The 17,807-nt window shown below is 46.6% G+C and carries 17 protein-coding genes; 6 read left to right on the top strand and 11 right to left on the bottom strand.

Translation table 11 applies throughout. The features are described from left to right. Positions 1-294 precede the first annotated feature (294 nt). Positions 295-1,695: a YdgA family protein gene (locus tag Q0Z62_RS00130; protein ID WP_269901583.1), complete on the top strand. Its 1,401-nt coding sequence runs from the start codon at positions 295-297 to the stop codon at positions 1,693-1,695. Here Q0Z62_RS00130 and Q0Z62_RS00125 read toward each other — a convergent pair. Genes Q0Z62_RS00125 through Q0Z62_RS00090 form a run of 8 tightly spaced genes read right to left on the bottom strand, consistent with a single transcriptional unit; the run spans position 1,687 to position 8,200 of the window. Beyond that, positions 1,687-2,292, bottom strand: a complete 606-nt coding sequence (locus tag Q0Z62_RS00125; protein ID WP_298050019.1) for a nucleoside triphosphate pyrophosphatase — start codon at positions 2,290-2,292, stop codon at positions 1,687-1,689. The two genes, Q0Z62_RS00130 and Q0Z62_RS00125, sit on opposite strands and share 9 nt — an antisense overlap. A gap of 31 nt (positions 2,293-2,323) precedes the next feature. Further along, entirely contained in the window at positions 2,324-3,763 is a 1,440-nt protein-coding gene (pyk, locus tag Q0Z62_RS00120) for a pyruvate kinase (RefSeq protein ID WP_269902150.1), read from the bottom strand. Next, positions 3,763-4,233: a 23S rRNA (pseudouridine(1915)-N(3))-methyltransferase RlmH gene (rlmH, locus tag Q0Z62_RS00115; RefSeq protein WP_269901585.1), complete on the bottom strand. Its 471-nt coding sequence runs from the start codon at positions 4,231-4,233 to the stop codon at positions 3,763-3,765. The genes pyk and rlmH overlap by 1 nt, the downstream gene beginning before the upstream one ends. Before the next feature lie 29 nt (positions 4,234-4,262). Next, complete coding sequence (rsfS, locus tag Q0Z62_RS00110; protein ID WP_269901586.1) at positions 4,263-4,634, bottom strand: ribosome silencing factor; 372 nt, start codon at positions 4,632-4,634, stop codon at positions 4,263-4,265. Between the two features lie 8 nt (positions 4,635-4,642). Further along, a complete protein-coding gene (gene nadD / locus Q0Z62_RS00105; RefSeq protein ID WP_298050016.1) occupies positions 4,643-5,239 on the bottom strand; it encodes a nicotinate (nicotinamide) nucleotide adenylyltransferase in 597 nt (198 codons plus the stop codon). Continuing rightward, entirely contained in the window at positions 5,221-6,135 is a 915-nt protein-coding gene (gene hemF / locus Q0Z62_RS00100; protein WP_298050174.1) for an oxygen-dependent coproporphyrinogen oxidase, read from the bottom strand. The genes nadD and hemF overlap by 19 nt, the downstream gene beginning before the upstream one ends. Before the next feature lie 4 nt (positions 6,136-6,139). After that, the gene (gene purD, locus Q0Z62_RS00095) at positions 6,140-7,426 is read right to left on the bottom strand and encodes a phosphoribosylamine--glycine ligase (protein ID WP_298050014.1); all 1,287 of its coding nucleotides are present in this window, start codon (positions 7,424-7,426) and stop codon (positions 6,140-6,142) included. A gap of 42 nt (positions 7,427-7,468) precedes the next feature. Further along, positions 7,469-8,200 (bottom strand): YebC/PmpR family DNA-binding transcriptional regulator, encoded by a 732-nt coding sequence (locus Q0Z62_RS00090; RefSeq protein ID WP_269901589.1) that lies wholly within the window; start codon positions 8,198-8,200, stop codon positions 7,469-7,471. Between the two features lie 142 nt (positions 8,201-8,342). Between Q0Z62_RS00090 and Q0Z62_RS00085 the strand changes: the two genes are divergently transcribed. Further along, positions 8,343-9,278 carry a glyoxylate/hydroxypyruvate reductase A gene (locus Q0Z62_RS00085; RefSeq protein ID WP_298050012.1) on the top strand — a complete coding sequence of 312 codons (936 nt, stop codon included), beginning with the start codon at positions 8,343-8,345 and terminating at the stop codon, positions 9,276-9,278. Positions 9,279-9,313: 35 nt separating this feature from the next. Then, complete coding sequence (locus Q0Z62_RS00080; protein ID WP_298050010.1) at positions 9,314-10,300, top strand: quinone oxidoreductase; 987 nt, start codon at positions 9,314-9,316, stop codon at positions 10,298-10,300. A gap of 88 nt (positions 10,301-10,388) precedes the next feature. Here the strand turns inward: Q0Z62_RS00080 and Q0Z62_RS00075 are convergent, their stop codons facing one another. Both Q0Z62_RS00075 and pepN read right to left on the bottom strand, forming a co-directional pair. Then, entirely contained in the window at positions 10,389-11,411 is a 1,023-nt protein-coding gene (locus Q0Z62_RS00075) for a class 1 fructose-bisphosphatase (protein ID WP_298050008.1), read from the bottom strand. 4 nt (positions 11,412-11,415) lie between these two features. Continuing rightward, the gene (gene pepN / locus Q0Z62_RS00070) at positions 11,416-14,085 is read right to left on the bottom strand and encodes an aminopeptidase N (protein ID WP_298050006.1); all 2,670 of its coding nucleotides are present in this window, start codon (positions 14,083-14,085) and stop codon (positions 11,416-11,418) included. A 76-nt stretch (positions 14,086-14,161) separates the two neighbouring features. On the opposite strand from pepN, the gene Q0Z62_RS00065 reads away from it, so the two are divergent. Then, positions 14,162-14,803, top strand: coding sequence for a DUF4136 domain-containing protein (locus Q0Z62_RS00065; protein ID WP_298050004.1), 642 nt, complete (start codon positions 14,162-14,164; stop codon positions 14,801-14,803). Between the two features lie 52 nt (positions 14,804-14,855). On the opposite strand, the gene Q0Z62_RS00060 is transcribed toward Q0Z62_RS00065, so the two are convergent. Next, the gene (locus Q0Z62_RS00060; protein ID WP_298050002.1) at positions 14,856-15,188 is read right to left on the bottom strand and encodes an H-NS histone family protein; all 333 of its coding nucleotides are present in this window, start codon (positions 15,186-15,188) and stop codon (positions 14,856-14,858) included. Between the two features lie 150 nt (positions 15,189-15,338). Between Q0Z62_RS00060 and Q0Z62_RS00055 the strand changes: the two genes are divergently transcribed. Further along, positions 15,339-16,187: a carbon-nitrogen hydrolase family protein gene (locus Q0Z62_RS00055; RefSeq protein WP_298050000.1), complete on the top strand. Its 849-nt coding sequence runs from the start codon at positions 15,339-15,341 to the stop codon at positions 16,185-16,187. Beyond that, on the top strand, positions 16,184-17,644 hold the full coding sequence (tldD, locus tag Q0Z62_RS00050) for a metalloprotease TldD (protein ID WP_298049998.1): 1,461 nt from the start codon (positions 16,184-16,186) through the stop codon (positions 17,642-17,644). Before Q0Z62_RS00055 ends, tldD begins: the two co-directional genes overlap by 4 nt. The last annotated feature ends 163 nt before the right edge of the window (positions 17,645-17,807 follow it).

Below are 17,807 nucleotides of genomic sequence, written 5' to 3'. Positions count from 1 at the left end.
TGTGCGTTTTTTTTACATTTGTCTTTTGCTTTTTGGGTAATTTTTCGGTTATAAATAGACCCCCTTAACGGGATAGTGTCTATTGCAAAGTTTTGTAGAGCATTTACATAAATTGGCTGTTCAGGCTACAGGTGCCATATAGAGCATGTTAAAAGAGTCTAACTCCATTGCAACATTAGTTTAAAAGCAAGAAAATCGCGATGTGTGAATGCCATGCTACACAACAGCTGTAACAGTGAGTTGATTAGTCAGGTCAGATGTATCGCATCTTATTCAACGATTACAAGGGAAATCATGAGTACAACAAATAAATTATTGGCTGGCGCCGCTATTTTGGTGGCTGCGTATGCAGGTTCGTCATGGTATGTAGGTAAAAAAGCAGAAGCCGAGATTAATCATCAAGTTAATGAAATCAATGCCGCCATTGCGACACAGTTAGCATTAAGCTTAGGCGAAGGCGAAATTAAGCTGAATGTAGTCGATTACGATCGTGGCTGGTTTAGCTCTAAAGTGAATTACGAAATACGAATTAAGAGTGCTAAAGATGAGCAGTTCCAGTTTTTGGCGCAAGACCATCTGCGCCACGGTCCTTTCCCTTTTGCCGCAATAGCCAAAGGCCACATCGCTCCTCTGTTGGCATATAGCGATGCTAAGTTATTGCCAACTAAAGAAACTCAGCCCCTATTTGATGCCGCCAAAGGAGAGGAGCCGCTACGCGCTCATAGTTTCATTAGCTTTGGTGGTGCCACTAAAACAGTGATTGATTTGGCTGCTATTGATTACCGAGATGAGGATGGTAATCAAGTGTTGATGGCTAAGTCCGAAGGACAGGTGGACTATGTGCGCAAGGGTGGAAAGGAGCAGGCAGATTTCACCATGACCTTCCCTAGTCTTAGTCTTGTGGTCGATGAGGGTGATCTACATGTTCAGCTAAATGGGATGCGAGCTAATGGTTCAATCACTGAGCAAGATAAAGCTCAGGCCTCTGAGGGCGAGCTACATATCGATCAGTTAGGGATCAACGTGGAGAACTCCACCCAAATTTTTATTGAAAATATTAAAACAGCTTCAAGCTATGAGGTAAAAGATGGCTTGTTAGATAGTACGCTGACATATGACTTTGGGAAGATCTTGGCGGATAAGCAAGATCTGGGTCAAATGCAACTGGATGTGGGTGTAAAACGTCTTGATTATGTGATGTTAAATCAGTTGTCGCAAGTGGACGACCTAGACTCCATGGATGAGGACGAGCTATTACCGATGATTAAACAGATCTTGGTAAATAAGCCCGAGGTCTATATCAATAACTTTATGTTGAGCAACCCTGCTGGCTCTAGCACCTTAACGTCAGATGTACGTTTTGCGACAACCGCGCTAGACCCAGTAGAAAACGAAGAGCTTGATTTAGGGCATTATGTAGAGAGCTTAAATGCGGATATACGCTTGTCACGTCAAATGATTAAGGGCTATTTCTCTGGTGAAAACATGATTAGCAGTATGGCTGATATGTTCTTTAACAGTGCGGCCGAAGAAGCCCAAGAGGCCGGTTTAGTGGAATATGACGGTAATGAGGCTAAATTGGCATTGAGTTTTGATGCTGCAACAAATAAATTGCTACTAAATAACAAACCGATTAGCGTAGAGGAATTGGTTCAGATCTTGTTTAGCATGCAAATGGGTGGCGGTTTATTCTAAGCCCGCGTCTAACAGCAGTTGATGGGTTTGGTATAGATCCAAGCCCATTACGCCACTGTAGCTGCCTTCGATATGCTCAATAAAGGCAGCAGCTAAGCCCTGAATGCCGTAGGCTCCGGCCTTACCAAGCGGTTCTTGGCTGTGGCAATAGCGCTCTATTTCTTTTGGACTGAGGGTTTTAAACCGAATCAGACTAGAAGACAGAGCGCTATATTTTTGCCCTTGATAACTGAGACAAGATGCGGTGTGTACATGATGCGTCGTGCCTGAAAGCGCATGCAAGAGTTGTGCGGCATGCGCTAGATCGGTTGGCTTGCCAAGAATTTCCCCTCGAAGCTCTACGGTTGTGTCCGCACAGAGAATAGGCCAATCACGATGCAAATGAGGTTGAGATTGGCGCCAATGGAGGGCTTGCCGTAGTTTGTCTAGCGCTGTTCTTTGCACATAGGCAATGGCGGTTTCAGAGGGCAAAATAGGCTCATCCTCTCCAACGGGGGCGGGGACTCGCAATACCTCATGGTTGATGTGTAATTGATTTAAAAGCTCGTGACGTCTTGGACTGGCCGAGGCGAGATAAATGGATTGTTGCATTAACATAAGGTATGCGTGAAGCGCCGCTATGTGAGGCTTATGGTATTTGCAAAATGTGCATGCTATTGGTGCCACTTGGTTGATCAATAGCACCTTTTGTTAGGATAATCCAGTCACCTGATTGCACAGCCTGCTGAGCCGATAAGTGTTTCATGGCTGCCGTTGCAACCTCGTCAGTAGTAAATTGGTTGGCATCAAAGTTCATGCTGTAGACGCCTCTGAATAGGGCTGCTCTTTGCTGCGTGGCAGGGTGACGTGTAAAGCAGAAAATAGGCACGGTGGATTTAATGCGTGACATGATAAGCGGTGTTCTACCGCTTTCACTCAAGCTAATGATTGCTTTAATGCCGGGATAATGGTTTGCTGCATACATGGCAGATAGGGCAATGGTGTCATCACAGCGTGTAAAGGTTTCACCAATACGGTGCTTAGATAGACCACTGGTAGGTTCAGCTTCAGCACCTACACAAATACGAGCCATGGCTGTTATGGCTTCGACTGGGTATTGGCCTGTTGCACTTTCACCCGATAACATGACTGCATCCGTGTAGTCGAGGACGGCATTTGCCACGTCTGACACCTCGGCGCGGGTAGGTACGGGGCTATGTGTCATTGATTCCATCATTTGGGTGGCAGTAATCACAATTTTATTTAAACGACGGGCGTGTTGAATAATGCGTTTTTGAATACCCACCAAGCGGGCGTCTCCTACCTCTACACCCAAATCGCCACGAGCAACCATAACGCCATCACTCACGGAAATAATATCATCCAAGGCGTCATCATCGGCGACTGCCTCAGCACGTTCAATTTTTGCGATGATCCACGCGTCTGAACCGGCTGCTTGGATTAGCTCTCTAGCTTGTTGAATATCACGGCCATAACGCGGAAAAGAGACGGCAATATAGTCGAGTTGTAATTCCGCCGCCAGTTTAATGTCGTCTTTATCTTTGTCTGTGAGACTAGGCGCAGAGATGCCACCCCCCCGACGGTTGATCCCTTTGTTATTGGATAGTTCGCCTGCGTTGATAACAGTAGTTTCAACGCAATCAGCGTGAACCTGAGTAACCTCTAGGACGATTTTGCCATCATCAAGCAATAACTCATCACCCGGGTGGCAGGCCTCAATTAAAGGGGGGTATTCGACGGCGACAATATCTTGATTTCCCGCATCGGCAGGATGAGTCGTCGATAGGGTAAAGCGTTGTCCCTGAACCAGTTGTACCGCTTGATTGATAAAGCGCGCAATTCTAATTTTTGGGCCTTGTAGGTCACCCATAATTCCCACAAAACGACCATGCTTTGCGGCTAGAGAGCGAACTAGCTGTGCTTTTTCACGATGGCTGTCGGCAGAGCCGTGGGAAAAATTTAAACGAGCTACATCTAAGCCAGCTAAGATAAGTTTTTCAATAGCGACCGCATTATCGCTAGCAGGGCCTAAGGTAGCAACAATTTTCGTTCGTCTTTTTGCCATGATTAGCTCCGGTGGTAAGGGTGGTTATGATTGATAGACCAAGCTCTATAGATTTGTTCGGCTAAGAGTACACGCACCATAGGGTGCGGTAAGGTTAAATCTGATAAGCGAATTTTCTGTGGGCAGCGATTTTTAAAATCTGGATCTAAGCCATCTGGCCCACCAATAATAATAGCCAGATCACATCCGCTATCCCGCCATTGTTGCAGTTGATCTGCTAATTGTATTGTCGTGAGATTGCGTCCTTTTTCATCTAAGGCAACAACATGAGCATGGGCGGGGATAGCTGCCTCGATACGCTTGGCCTCTGCGCTCATCATTTGCGGGACGGTTTTGCCTGTGGTGCGAGGCTCCGGTTTAATTTCTTTGAGTTCTAGCGCGTAGTCTGCAGGCATGCGTTGACTATAGTCTTGCCATGCAGTGACGACCCAATCAGGCATACGTTGCCCTACAGCAATAATAGTGATTTTCATAAAGCGCAACGCCCTCTACGGGCGTTGTATTAGTCATCAGATAGGTTAGGCATTTGGTCCGTTTTGAGATTGAGCTCAATCGGGTATTCGCCCCAGATTTCTTCGAGATTGTAGTATTCACGAATCGCGGGCTGCATATTGTGAATCACAATATCACCTAAATCCACTAAAACCCATTCTCCGGTTTCGGCTCCTTCGTAGGCTAAAACCTGTAGACCTGCTTTTTTTGCAGCATCTACAATATTGTCTGCTAAGGCTTTGGTTTGGCGAGCGTTACCGCTTGCAATGACAACGCGGTCAAATAGACCGGTAATTTTTGACGTGTCAAAGGCTTTAATGTCTTTGGCGCGCACGTCTTCTAGGGCATCTACGACAAGGCGCAGCTGATCTTCGATATTCATAAGAGTTTTCATGGCTGATAAATGTTGTGTTGTTTAATGTAGTGCTCAATGGATTGAGGCAACATATTTGCTACGGACTGATGCTGTTGTAGCCGTTTACGTATCAGCGTAGCGGAAATTGGGGTCGGAGCAAAGTCGATAATGGATATGGTTTTGCCCTGATGCTGTAAGTACTGCTGTAGCTCTGGCGCGGGAAGCAACGACGATCCTGGGCGTTGTGCCACGGCTAGGTCTACATAATTTAAGATGTCTTGCCACCGATGCCAAGTATGAAAGTTTTGCAGTTGATCTGAGCCTAGAATCCAAAAATAATGGGCCTGATCTGTTAATTGACTGACAGTGTCATAAGTGTAAGTACTGCCACCCCGTTGTATTTCGATGGGGTTTACGGTGAGTTTTGGATAAGGCTTGACTGCTAACTGTAGCATAGCCAGACGCTGCGTAGCAGAGGCCCCTAAGTGTTTTTTTTGCCATGGATTTGCGGCTGGAATCAGTTGGACTTGATTCAAGTTAATATCACGTTGCGCCGCATTCGCTAAAGCGATGTGGGCAACGTGAACGGGGTCAAAACTGCCCCCAAGTAATCCTATACGTTGTCTAACCATTCGCGAGGTTTTAAAAACTCGTGTAGTTTGGCTTCAGGGCTATTCGGCTCAGGTTCCCAGCAATAACGCCATGCTGCCATAGGAGGCATAGAGAGCAAAATAGACTCTGTGCGTCCACCTGATTGCAGGCCAAACAAGGTGCCTCGGTCAAAGACCAGATTAAATTCTACATAGCGTCCACGGCGATAGGCTTGAAAATCGCGTTCACGTTCGCCATATGTCATGTGTCGACGAGCGGAGACAATAGGCATATAAGCTTTAGTGAAATGATCACCCACAGAGCGAATTAAAGCAAAGCTTTGTTTAAAGTTAGGTGTGCTTAAATCATCAAAGAAAATACCACCTATGCCACGCGTTTCTTGGCGATGTTTTAAGTAAAAGTAGTCATCACACCATTTTTTATACGCTGGGTATTTGTCTTGACCAAAAGGCGCCAAGGCGTCAGCACACATCTGGTGAAAATGTATAGCGTCTTGTTCGTGGGGATAGTAGGGCGTTAGATCCATACCACCTCCAAACCAAAAAACGGGGTCTTGAGCATCGTTTGTGGCATGTGCCACAAACATACGTACATTCATATGTGTGGTAGGAATGTGTGGGTTGCGAGGGTGTATCACTAGGGAGACGCCCATCGCCTCCCATGGGCGCCCAGCGAGCTCAGGTCGATGCGCACTGGCACTAGGGGGGAGCTGAGTGCCTTTGACGTGGCTGAACAAAACAGCTGCACGTTCAAATAAAGCACCACCCTCTAGGTAGCGAGAAATGCCACCGCCCCCTTCGGTCCGATCCCATGTGTCGGTGGTAAAGGAGGAGCCGTCTGCTGCCTCAAGCTGACTGACAATATGTTGTTGTAAGCCAGTGAGGTAGTCATAAACAGGTTGTACAGAAAAAGGCATGGCGTTATTCATTAGTTGGTAAGGCGCGCCAGCCAATATCGCTGCGGTATTGTTTGCCATCAAAATGGATACGGGAAGTCGTGGCGTAAGCGGCATCTTGGGCGCGACGAATTGACTCGCCCAATGCTGTGATACACAGTACACGGCCACCGCTGGTTTTTAGCTCATTGTTGTTCAAGGTAGTGCCAGCATGAAAGACCATGCAGGTCTCAGAGTCAGCGGGTAAGGGCTGAATGACATCACCTAAACGAGGGTTTTCAGGGTAGTTGGCAGAGGCCATTACCACCCCAATAGCAGTCCGGCGATCCCAATCGATAGTGGCTTGGTCTAATTGACCAGCAAAAGCCATTTCAAATGTTTCTGTTAGGTCGTTTTTGATACGCATCATGATAGGTTGCGTTTCAGGGTCACCTAAACGGCAGTTGTACTCAAGTACTTTGATCGGTCGCGTGGCATCTGGGCCATCATCAATCATTAGCCCCGCATAGAGGAAGCCTGTGTAAGGAATTCCTTCTTTGGCCATACCCTGTAATGTTGGGTTAATGACCTCACGCATAATGCGATTATGTAGAGTCGGGCTGACGATAGGAGCTGGTGAGTAAGCACCCATACCACCTGTATTCGGGCCCTCGTCACCATCTTTCAACCGTTTGTGATCTTGGCTGGTTGCCATAGGTAAAACATGATTACCATCACACATGACGATAAAGCTGGCTTCTTCGCCAGTTAGGAACTCCTCGATAACAACACGAGCTCCTGCCTCGCCAAACATGCCGCCGCCTAACATATCATCAACCGCATCTAGGGCTTCTTGTTCAGTCATTGCAACAATGACCCCTTTGCCAGCAGCTAAACCGTCTGCTTTTACGACAATGGGTGCACCTTGTTCACGTATGTAGGCTTTGGCTTGTTCGGCATCCGTAAAGCTGCCATAAGCAGCAGTAGGGATGTGATTACGTTGCATAAAGTCTTTGGCGTATTCCTTAGAGCTTTCTAATTGAGCAGCGGCTTGAGTTGGGCCGAAGATCTTTAAGCCCTCTGCACGAAAGGCATCCACCACCCCAGCAGCGAGAGGGGCTTCTGGCCCCACTACAGCAAAGGCAATGTGATTGTCTTTAGCAAATTGAACGAGATCAGCCACGGCGGTGATATCGACGTTTTGCATACGTTCGCCCGTTGCTGTGCCACCATTGCCTGGAGCAACAAAGACGGTATTCACACGTTGAGATTGAGTTAGGCGCCATGCCAAGGCATGTTCACGGCCGCCACCGCCGATAACTAATAGCTTCATATAGGGAAAAGTCAGTTTAGACCTTAAAAGAGATAAATAAAATTATTCAGTTTCGTCCATGACGGCCGTTGTGTAGACCTCTTGAACATCATCTAAGGACTCTAGCGCATCTAGCATTTTTTGCATCATGATCGCATCATCGCCTTCGAGCTCTGTGTCGGCCTCGGCTTTCATGGTGACCTCAGCGACTTCAGGAGTTAAGCCTGCGGCCTCGAATGCCTGTTTAACGGCAGCAAAGTCAGTGGGCTCACAGATAACTTCGATTAAGCCTTCTTCGTCGGTGATGATGTCTTCAGCACCAGCCTCTAGGGCAGCCTCCATGACGGATTCTTCGCTCGTGCCAGGGGCAAAAATAAATTGGCCACAATGTTTAAACTGAAAAACCACTGAGCCATCAACCCCAAGGTTGCCACCGAATTTACTAAAAGCGTGACGAACTTCAGGGGCGGTACGGTTACGGTTATCCGTTAAACAATCCACGATCACTGCTGCGCCACCGACGCCGTAGCCCTCGTAGCGGACTTCTTCGTAGTTGCCCTCGTCAGCACCACCTGCGCCGCGTTGTACAGCTCGATTCACGTTGTCTTTAGGCATATTGGCTGCAGTCGCCTTGTCCATAGCTAAACGCAAGCGCGGGTTAGCTTCGGGGTCAGGGCCTCCCTCGCGAGCAGCAACGGTGACTTCGCGGATGATTTTTGTCCAGATTTTTGAGCGCTTAGCGTCCTGGCGCCCTTTGCGATGTTGGATATTAGCCCATTTACTGTGACCAGCCATAACAAATACCAAAAGAAATAAGTGAAGAGAAAAGTACCAAGACCTGAGTAGTTACTCTGTGTTTAGTACTTGGCGTGGACTACACTATAACGACATGTGTAGATTGGAATATACCCTTAATTGTATAACGATAGGAGACAGCATGACCACATTGATCATTGCCGTAGGTAGTCCAGAGTCAAATCAACGTTGGGCTGATGTGTTCGCTCAATTAGCGCCCAAGTGGCAAATTGTGTGTTGGGATCAGGTCGGCCATACGGTTGAAGCTGACTTTGCGGTAGTCTGGCGCCCATCTATACAATTATTTAAGGATCAGCCCCGTTTACAGGCCATATTCAATATTGGCGCAGGGGTTGATGGCATTGATTTTACCCAAGTCCCTGATTCTGTTCCAGTCTATCGCGTTGAAGATGCCGGGATGGCAGTGCAAATGGCTGAATATGCGGTATACGGAGCCATGCTTGCTACACAACGATTTATGCCTTATGTAGACCAGCAGTACGATAAAAAGTGGGAGCAACAAGAGCCAATCTATAAGACAGAGTGGCCGGTAGGGGTGATGGGCTATGGAAAAATTGGTGAAAAGGTCGCGCAGACTTTACAGTTATTAGGTTATCCCGTATCCGTATGGGTGCGTTCAGAACGTCCTAGTCCTGATGGGATGGATTTGTTTTTCGGCTCCCGTTCTTTGCCTAGTTTTTTAGAGCAAAGTCGTATCTTGATTAATGTTTTGCCGTTGACGGATGAAACCAGAGGGATTGTGAATAACACCTTACTGGCCCAACTGCCCCCCCAGAGTTTTTTTATTAATATGGCTAGAGGGCCGCATGTAGTGGATGAGGATTTGCTTGCTGCTATTGATCATGGACATCTTAGCGGGGCGTTGTTGGATGTTTTCCATGTAGAGCCGTTACCGCAGGACCATCCTTTCTGGACGCATCCTGCCATACACGTCACGCCACATATCTCAGGTGTGTCGTTACGAGAGCCAACAGCCCAGCAGATTCAGGCAAAGATTCAACTGTTCTTGCAAAACCAGCCCGTAAGTGGCTTGGTTGAGCGTGAGCGTATGTATTAACGAAGACAGGCTATAAGCCCAACGAGGAGAGCAGCATGACGACGATGATTAAGGCAATTCGCCTTACGCAAAATGGTGGCCCCGAGGTAATGCAATGGGTCGATATTCCTTTGGTCGAGCCTAAGGCGAATGAGGTTTTGGTACGCAACAAAGCGGTGGGTCTGAACTTTATTGATATTTATTTCCGCGATGGCCTTTATCCAGGGGAATTGCCGCATGGCTTGGGTTTTGAGGGGGCAGGCATTGTAGAGGCTATTGGTGCAGAGGTAACGCATTTGCGCGTCGGCGATCGTGTTGCGTATGGGCAGGGGCCACTAGGTGCTTATGCGCAGGCGCATTGTTTACCCGCAGATCGTGTGGTGAGATTGCCCGATAGCATTAGCTTCGAGGAGGGGGCCGCGATGATGCTCAAAGGGTTAACGGTGCAGTATTTATTTCGCCAAACCTATCGATTAGAGCCGGGCCAAACCATATTGTTTCACGCTGCCGCAGGTGGTGTGGGGTTAATCGCGTGCCAGTGGGCTAGGGCCTTAGGGGTGAAAATGATTGGCACTACCTCCAGTGCAGAAAAAGCCGAGTTAGCCTTATCTCATGGGGCTTGGCAAACCATTAACTACAAAACGGAAGATGTCGTGCAGCGTGTGCGCGAACTGACGGAGGGTGAAATGGTGCCGGTTGTTTATGATGGGGTTGGGGCGGCAACCTGGGAGCGATCTTTAGATTGTTTACAGCCTAGAGGCTTGATGGTGAGCTATGGCAATGCTTCAGGTCCAGTGACAGGCGTTAACTTAGGCCTATTGGCTCAAAAAGGGTCTTTGTATGTGACCCGACCGATGATTGCGAGCTATGTGCCTACTCAGGCTACCATGCAGGCAGCAGCGACAGAGCTGTTTGATCTAGTGACAGCGGGTCAGATTACCATATCCATAGGCCAGCGTTTTTCTCTTCAGGATGTAGCTCAGGCACATCACGCCTTGGCTTCTGGGAAAACGACCGGAGCCACTGTTTTAACCATTGATTAGGTAGTTGATAGCAAAAAGGGCTGGATGCCGTCTTGAGTTGGATTCAGCCCTGTTTTAGTGAGTATTTGCTTTACAGCTCAATCACTTTTTAGTCGTTTTGTGCCTCTAGGTGGTATTTCTGGACGCGCTCTACTTCGTTTTTAGAACCAAGCACTACACCTACACGTTGGTGTAGGCCTGTAGGTTGAATATCTAAAATACGATTAGCACCATCTACGGCAGCGCCACCGGCTTGCTCGACCAAGAAACTCATTGGGTTGGCCTCATACATTAAGCGCAGTTTGCCATGACGTACGGACTCTCGTTGATCGCGTGGGTACATGAAAATACCGCCACGACTTAAAATACGATGTACATCAGCAACCATAGAAGCAATCCAACGCATATTGTAATTTTTTTCTAGGGGGCCTTCTTTGCCAGCCAAACACTCATCGATATAGCGACTGATAGCTGGTTCCCAATAGCGCTGGTTAGACATATTAATAGCAAACTCTGCGGTGTTTTCAGGGATACGGATATTAGGGTTTGTTAATACCCACGATCCGGTTTCTCGATCCAAGGTAAAACCGACTACGCCTGCACCAACTGTCAAAATCAGCATGGTTTGTGGGCCGTATACGGCGTAGCCTGCGGCCACTTGCTTTACCCCAGGTTGTAGAAAATCGGCCTCTTGTACATCACGGCTTTGGGATTCTTCAGGTAGTTGTAAAACAGAGAATATCGTACCGATAGAGACGTTGACGTCAATATTGGAGGAGCCATCTAAAGGATCAAATAATAAAAGGTTTTTACCCTTAGGTTGATGCTTTGGGATGCGATGTAAAGTGTCCATTTCCTCAGAGGCCATTGCGGCAAGATTACCACCCCATTCATTTGCCTCTAATAGAATGTCATTTGACATGACATCGAGTTTTTTTTGTACTTCGCCTTGGACGTTTTCACTATCTAAACTGCCTAGAACTCCGCCTAGGGCTCCTTTACTGACGGCATGACTAATGGCTTTGCATGCGCGAGCGACGGTTTCAAGTAGCAATCGAACGTCAGCTGTGACTACGCCATGTTTACGCTGTTGCTCGACTAAGTAATGAGTTAGGTTCTTTTTTAAGTGCATAGTGTTATTCAATAGTTAGGGCTTTATGAATGATTTCGGTAACGTTAGCGGAGAGCTTCGGCTGTTGAGCGATTGATTGTAGTCGCACTTGGAGTTGAAAGCGCTGGGGCTCTACAAACTGAGACCAATTATCAAAAGCACGACATAGACGTGCAGAAATTTCTGGATTTAAGGCATCTAAAGCGAGGACTTGATCGCGCCAGAAATCATAGCCTGATTCCGTATGGATAGCCGTTATGTTATTGGTGCAAAACTGAAAGATCAATGCGCGAGCCCGATTTGGGTTACGTAAATTGAAATCAGGGTGTTGCTGTAATTGTAGCGCTTGTTCGACATCAAAATAGGGCGCTGTGGCCTGCACACTAAACCAACGATCAATCACCAGAGCATTATGCTGCCATTGGTCATAAAAAGCGGTTAGATAGTGTTCGCGCAACTCGGCATCAGCATAATGAACCAAGACAGTCAGCGCCCCCCATTGATCGGTCATATTTGTGGCTTGAGCATACTGCTGTGCCGCAATGCGTAGGGCCTCTGGGTGTTTTGCTATCGCTGCCTGTTTGAGCGCTAGGTTCTTTAAGGCGCGGACTCCAGCTGATAAGGCATCAGGACTATAGGTGGCGTTGGCTGTAGGTTGATGATCGTGATAAAGCGTTAACCATTGTGCAGAAAACCGTTCAGCCAGTGCTTGCTCAAGGTGTTGGTGTGCGGCTTGGATAGAGAGTGGGTCCATCGGGCGCTGCTGCGAGAGCAGTTGACGCACAGAGGGTAGACTAAGGGCTCGACTTAGATAGGCGGCTGAAAGAGTGCGGTCTTGGATAAGCTGCCCCCAGACCTCAATCAGTGCGTCTTCGTTTGCCTCTGCATTAGCGTTAGTCAAACTGAAAATAGTTTGACTGGCTAGTTCTTGAATAGCTTGCCAACGAGAAAAAGCATTGTCATCGTATTTAGCTAAGGTGACTAATTCAGAAGTTGGGCGCTCATAGTTAACAATGATAGGGGCAGAAAAGTCTCGTAACAGTGATAAGACGGGGGCGGACTGGACCTCGTTAAATACGACTTGCTGTTCTGCCTGATCGATGCGCAACATAAACTCATGGTTACGGTCTTGATGTAAGCAGACTTTCTGTGTTTGTCCAGCCTGATTTAAAAAACCAATTTTAAAGGGAATAAGCAGTGGTTTTTTATCTTTGGTAGGTGCTAATAGTTCTACGCCTACTGCTGGGTTTTCTTGTTTAAAAAATAATGTAGCCTGTTGTTGTTTTGCATCATAGTGAAGAGTAATTGTCACTGTAGGAGTGCCAGCTTGCTCGTACCAACCAGAAAAAGCCTCTAAATTTAACCCTGGATTTTGTTGTTGGTATTGCTCGTCCATGATTTGTTTAAAGTCATCGCAGGTAATAGCTTGGCCATCAAATCGGGCAAAGTAATTATTTAATGCGGCTTGAAAACCAGACTCTCCTAATAAAGTATGGAACATACGGATGACTTCAGCCCCTTTTTCATAAATTGTCGCTGTATAGAAGTTACTGATCTCCTCGTAGCTATTAGGACGAATAGGGTGTGCCATTGGGCCCGCATCTTCAGGAAACTGAGCCACACGTAGGACACTAACATCATCAATGCGTTTAACGGCTCTGGCACTTTTTGCTGCGTGGCCTTCTAAGCCCATGGCCATCATATCTGCACTGAATTCTTGATCTCTAAAAACAGTTAGCCCTTCTTTGAGTGATAGCTGGAACCAGTCTCTGCAGGTGACTCGATTACCTGTCCAATTATGAAAATACTCATGGCCAATGACAGCTTCAATATCTCTATAGCTTTGATCTGTTGTGGATTCTGGCTGGGCTAAAACGTAGGCAGCATTAAAGACATTTAAGCCTTTATTTTCCATGGCTCCCATATTAAAGTCAGCCGCCGAAACCACCATATAGCGGTCTAAGTCTAGTTCTAGTCCAAATCGTTGCTCATCCCAGCGCAATGAGCTAATTAAGCTTTGCATCGCCCACTCGGTTTTGTCGTAATCGCCCTTATCGCTGATGAGTTGTAGCAGGACTTCTCGACCTGATGCTGTTTTGATTTTTTCTTCTCTGCAATCAAAATCACCAGCGACCACTGCAAACAAGTAAGAGGGTTTAGCGAAGGGATCCTCCCAGACAGCTTTATGTTGATTGTTGTCTAAGTCTGACTGGCTAATTAAATTTCCGTTAGATAATAAGTAAGGAAATTGTGTCTTATCGCCAATGAGCTCTACCGTATAACGGCTTAGTACATCTGGGCGGTCGGCAAACCAAGTGATACGTCTAAAGCCTTCTGCTTCACATTGGGTAAAGAGCTGTCTGCCTGATTGATATAACCCCATTAGTGTGGTGTTTTTCTCTGGTTCGCAGATGCTTTCTATTTCAATCAGATGCTCAGTGTTGGTTAAAGATAGGTGTAAATGGGTGTCTGTTAATTGGTATTGATCTGCTGATAACGTCATGCCATCAACCCGTATAGAAACAAGGGTTAATTCCTCGCCGTCTAATACTAAAGTCGTAGATGGTTTTTTGGTATATACCGTGAAACGACTACACACTTTTGTTTGATCGAGGTTAAGAAAAAATTGTAAGTGTAAGTACGGGATTTGGTAAGGATAAGGCTGGTAATCGTTGCGTAGTATGCTTTGGCTCATGGCGGGTATAGACAGAGATAAATAAAAAAGGCTTATGATGGATATTGTAGACCGTGTTGCTTAATAAGGAGTATTTATGCGTGAAATGATCCATGCCCCTCTACGACAGGGGGTACGCTGGTTAGCCATACTGGCGGGGGTGCTGTTGCTAAGTGCTTGTGCATCGACTTGGTCAGCAAAAGTGACCACTTTTCAAAACTGGCCTCAGGATGCTATCACTGATCGTTATACGATTCAGGCCGCTACAGAGGGGCGCAGTGAGCTTGAGTATCAGGCGGTTGCTGATAGCTTACGGATAGCGATGGGGGCACAAGGATTGGTGGAGGGTGATAAAAATAGCCGCCTTCAGGTTAGCTTTAGCTATGACAGTGTATTGACTCGTCAGTGGGTGGAACAATATGCCGATCCTTATTTCAATGGATTCCATTCACGTGGATATATGTTTGGGGGATTTGGTTTTGGATCGAATTACGGGGGTGGTGTTTTTTATAGCCCGCAATTAATTTCAGTACCCGTCGATATATATAAAAATACCTTACAGGTAGTTATAAGAGATTTAAATAGTGGTAATAGGGAAATATATAATGTGACCGCTATATCTGAAAGTGATAACGATAATCTAATTGAAATAATACCTTATTTATCTAAAGCGGCATTTGCTAACTTTCCTGGGGATAATGGTAAAACGCAGCATATAAAAATAAAGCGCAACCCATAATGGTGTTGCGCTTTATTGGATGGCCCGTGGCAGGGGCCTGAGGCCGTAACGATTATTCTTTGATTAAGAATGTATCGCGGCTTTTACCTTTGCTTTCGGCCTCTACGATCCAACGTGGAGGACGACCACGACCTGTCCATGTGTCACCGGTTTCAGGGTTTTTGTAGCGGGCCGGGGCTGTGCTCGCTGCAGTTGCACGGTTCTCACGACGGTCAAATGCTTGAGCAATTTCCTCGGGTGTGATTTCGTATTCCATCATTGAGCGCACGATGGAAGTGATAACAGGACGACGCTGGCGAGTATGCAATGTACGCATTTTACGCTCTAGCTTTTGGATCTGTTTTTCGATTTCCTGCTTTTCAGTTAGAAAGGCTTCTTGAGGCATTATATTTTCCTGTGTTTACTATTTCATTATTGAACTATTTTATAAGCGGCTTTTTTGCCGTCAGTAGCTTTATTTTAACTCTATTTTTGCCAACATGAAAATATATAAAAGGTTTCTTTTTTTTGCAAACCTATTTACAGAGGAATAGTGATGAAATCGTCCATACAAAATCCAAAAAGAGTTGCTGCGATACAGATGGTTTCATCTGCAGATAAAGCACAAAACTTACATGAAGCCAGCCTTTTGATTAAACAAGCAGTAGATCAAGGAGCCATTATTATCGCGTTGCCCGAGTATTTTTGTTTTATGGGCTTGGCGGACAAGGATAAAAATGACCATGCTGAGGAGTTTGGTGCTGGAGTGATACAGGATCACTTAGCGGCCTTAGCTGCAGAGCACGGCATTTATTTGATAGGAGGTACCTTACCACTACGTTCTAGCGAGCCAGAGCGCTTTTACAATAGTTGTTTGGTGTATGATCCTAGCGGTCAGTGTGTAGGACGCTATGACAAAATTCATTTATTTGGCTTCACACGCGGGGCTGAAAGTTATGATGAGTCAAAGGCTATTGTGGCAGGCACATTTGCCCCCACTGTAATAGAGAGCCCTTATGGAAAAATAGGTTTAGGCATCTGTTACGATTTACGGTTTCCCGAGCTATTTCGGGCAATGGATGAGGTAGACATATTGGTGCTACCCTCTGCTTTTACTTATACAACTGGGCAGGCACACTGGGAGACATTGCTACGAGCTCGCGCCATAGAAAATCAATGTTATGTTTTGGCTCCCGCCCAAGGTGGTCATCATCAAAATGGGCGTCGCACATGGGGGCATAGTATGCTGATTGATCCATGGGGGAAAATTCTAGACTGCGTGCCTACTGAGGCCGGTTATGCCTGGGGTGATATAGATACTGAATACCTACAGCAGGTGCGACAACAGCTACCTGCCTTACGCCATCGGCGTATTGAGATTTTGAAACAAAAGGACAATAAATGACACAAACCCGTTCGGCTGTAGATGCGATCGCCACAGCAAAATCTGTATTGCTAACGCCTTGGGGGCTCACTGAGAATGATTTGCATCACAGCCTGTCTGAGATCTTTGCGCATCGAGTGGATTATGCTGATCTCTATTTTCAATATAGTCGTAGTGAAGGCTGGAGCCTCGAAGAAGGGATTGTTAAAACAGGCAGCTTTAATATAGAGCAGGGCGTAGGTGTACGTGCTATTACAGGTGAAAAGACGGCTTTTTCTTACTCGGACACCTTGAGTAAAGAGGCGTTGCTAGGTTCTGCTCATGCCGTGCGTACTATTGCTAGACAGGGGCAACAAGGACGGGTTCCAACGATCGTTTCGCGTCAGCCAGAACGACCTCTTTTATATGTGCCTAATGATCCGTTAGATAGTTTGACTGCACCACAAAAGGTGGCTTTATTAGAAAAAGTAGAGAAAATGGCACGAGCCAAAGACCCGCGGGTTTCTCAGGTGATGGCTAGCTTAGGTGCCTCTTGTGACACCGTGTTGGTGGTAGGCAGTGATGGGCGTTTAGCGGCTGATATCCGTCCGTTGGTGCGTTTGTCGGTCACGGTGATAGTGGAGCAAAATGGCCGCCGTGAAACAGGCAGTTCTGGCGGGGGTGGTCGTTTTAATCTGGGTTACTTTGATGACCTTGTGATACAGCAGTATGTAGACGAGTCAGTTAAACAGGCTTTAGTTAACCTAGATGCAAAACCCGCCCCAGCTGGTGAAATGCCCGTGATTTTAGGTGCAGGCTGGCCTGGGATTTTATTGCATGAGGCCGTAGGGCATGGACTGGAAGGGGACTTTAACCGAAAGGGATCCAGTGTCTTTACTGACCGAATAGGCGAACAAGTGGCCTCTAAGGGGGTGACGGTCATTGATGATGGGACCTTGGTAGATCGCCGAGGTTCTCTAAATATAGATGACGAGGGAAATCCTACGCAAAAAAATGTGCTCATCGAGGACGGCGTGTTAACGGGTTATATGCAAGATCAGTTAAATGCAGGCTTGATGGGGATGCCGGTTACAGGAAATGGTCGTCGTGAGTCTTATGCCTATCTACCTATGCCTCGTATGACCAATACCTATATGCTAAACGGACAGCATCATCCCGATGAGTTGATTGCTTCTGTTAAAAAAGGGATTTATGCCGCCAATTTTGGAGGCGGTCAGGTGGACATTACCAGCGGTAAATTTGTGTTCTCTGCCTCAGAGGCATGGCTGATTGAGGACGGTAAGCTAATTCATCCAGTCAAAGGGGCGACATTAATTGGCTCTGGCATAGAGGCCATGAATCAGGTCTCTATGATTGCCAATAACATGGCCTTGGATTCGGGGGTGGGTACATGCGGTAAAGATGGGCAGAGTGTGCCAGTAGGTGTGGGCATGCCATCGATTCGCATTGACGGTTTAACGGTGGGTGGTACAGCCTAGATTGTTTATATTCAGCAACCTTATTATTTAGGTCGTTGTGTTTTTTTAGGGACTTGTGCTAGGATTAACTCATGTACAACGCAAAAAATTTCTTTTTCTTTTATTTTTATGCTTTTCCTAAGCCGCTGGCGCAGGAAGGGATGCCTTGTACACTAAACACATA

This window comes from uncultured Paenalcaligenes sp. (assembly GCF_947630565.1).
Taxonomy (GTDB): Bacteria; Pseudomonadota; Gammaproteobacteria; order Burkholderiales; family Burkholderiaceae_B; genus Paenalcaligenes; species Paenalcaligenes faecalis.
This window is presented reverse-complemented; position numbering and strand designations above follow the sequence as displayed.

Bases quoted from the DNA above. Each gene is read 5' to 3' on its own strand.
- purD (WP_298050014.1), bottom strand. From the start codon at position 7,426: ATGAAGCTATTAGTTATCGGCGGTGGCGGCCGTGAACATGCCTTGGCA.
- Q0Z62_RS00055 (WP_298050000.1), top strand. From the start codon at position 15,339: ATGAAATCGTCCATACAAAATCCAAAAAGAGTTGCTGCGATACAGATG.
- Q0Z62_RS00065 (WP_298050004.1), top strand. From the start codon at position 14,162: ATGCGTGAAATGATCCATGCCCCTCTACGACAGGGGGTACGCTGGTTA.
- Q0Z62_RS00125 (WP_298050019.1), bottom strand. From the start codon at position 2,292: ATGTTAATGCAACAATCCATTTATCTCGCCTCGGCCAGTCCAAGACGT.
- hemF (WP_298050174.1), bottom strand. From the start codon at position 6,135: ATGCCTTTTTCTGTACAACCTGTTTATGACTACCTCACTGGCTTACAA.
- Q0Z62_RS00130 (WP_269901583.1), top strand. From the start codon at position 295: ATGAGTACAACAAATAAATTATTGGCTGGCGCCGCTATTTTGGTGGCT.
- Q0Z62_RS00090 (WP_269901589.1), bottom strand. From the start codon at position 8,200: ATGGCTGGTCACAGTAAATGGGCTAATATCCAACATCGCAAAGGGCGC.
- tldD (WP_298049998.1), top strand. From the start codon at position 16,184: ATGACACAAACCCGTTCGGCTGTAGATGCGATCGCCACAGCAAAATCT.
- nadD (WP_298050016.1), bottom strand. From the start codon at position 5,239: ATGGTTAGACAACGTATAGGATTACTTGGGGGCAGTTTTGACCCCGTT.
- Q0Z62_RS00060 (WP_298050002.1), bottom strand. From the start codon at position 15,188: ATGCCTCAAGAAGCCTTTCTAACTGAAAAGCAGGAAATCGAAAAACAG.
- rlmH (WP_269901585.1), bottom strand. From the start codon at position 4,233: ATGAAAATCACTATTATTGCTGTAGGGCAACGTATGCCTGATTGGGTC.
- Q0Z62_RS00075 (WP_298050008.1), bottom strand. From the start codon at position 11,411: ATGCACTTAAAAAAGAACCTAACTCATTACTTAGTCGAGCAACAGCGT.
- Q0Z62_RS00085 (WP_298050012.1), top strand. From the start codon at position 8,343: ATGACCACATTGATCATTGCCGTAGGTAGTCCAGAGTCAAATCAACGT.
- pepN (WP_298050006.1), bottom strand. From the start codon at position 14,085: ATGAGCCAAAGCATACTACGCAACGATTACCAGCCTTATCCTTACCAA.
- rsfS (WP_269901586.1), bottom strand. From the start codon at position 4,634: ATGAATATCGAAGATCAGCTGCGCCTTGTCGTAGATGCCCTAGAAGAC.
- Q0Z62_RS00080 (WP_298050010.1), top strand. From the start codon at position 9,314: ATGACGACGATGATTAAGGCAATTCGCCTTACGCAAAATGGTGGCCCC.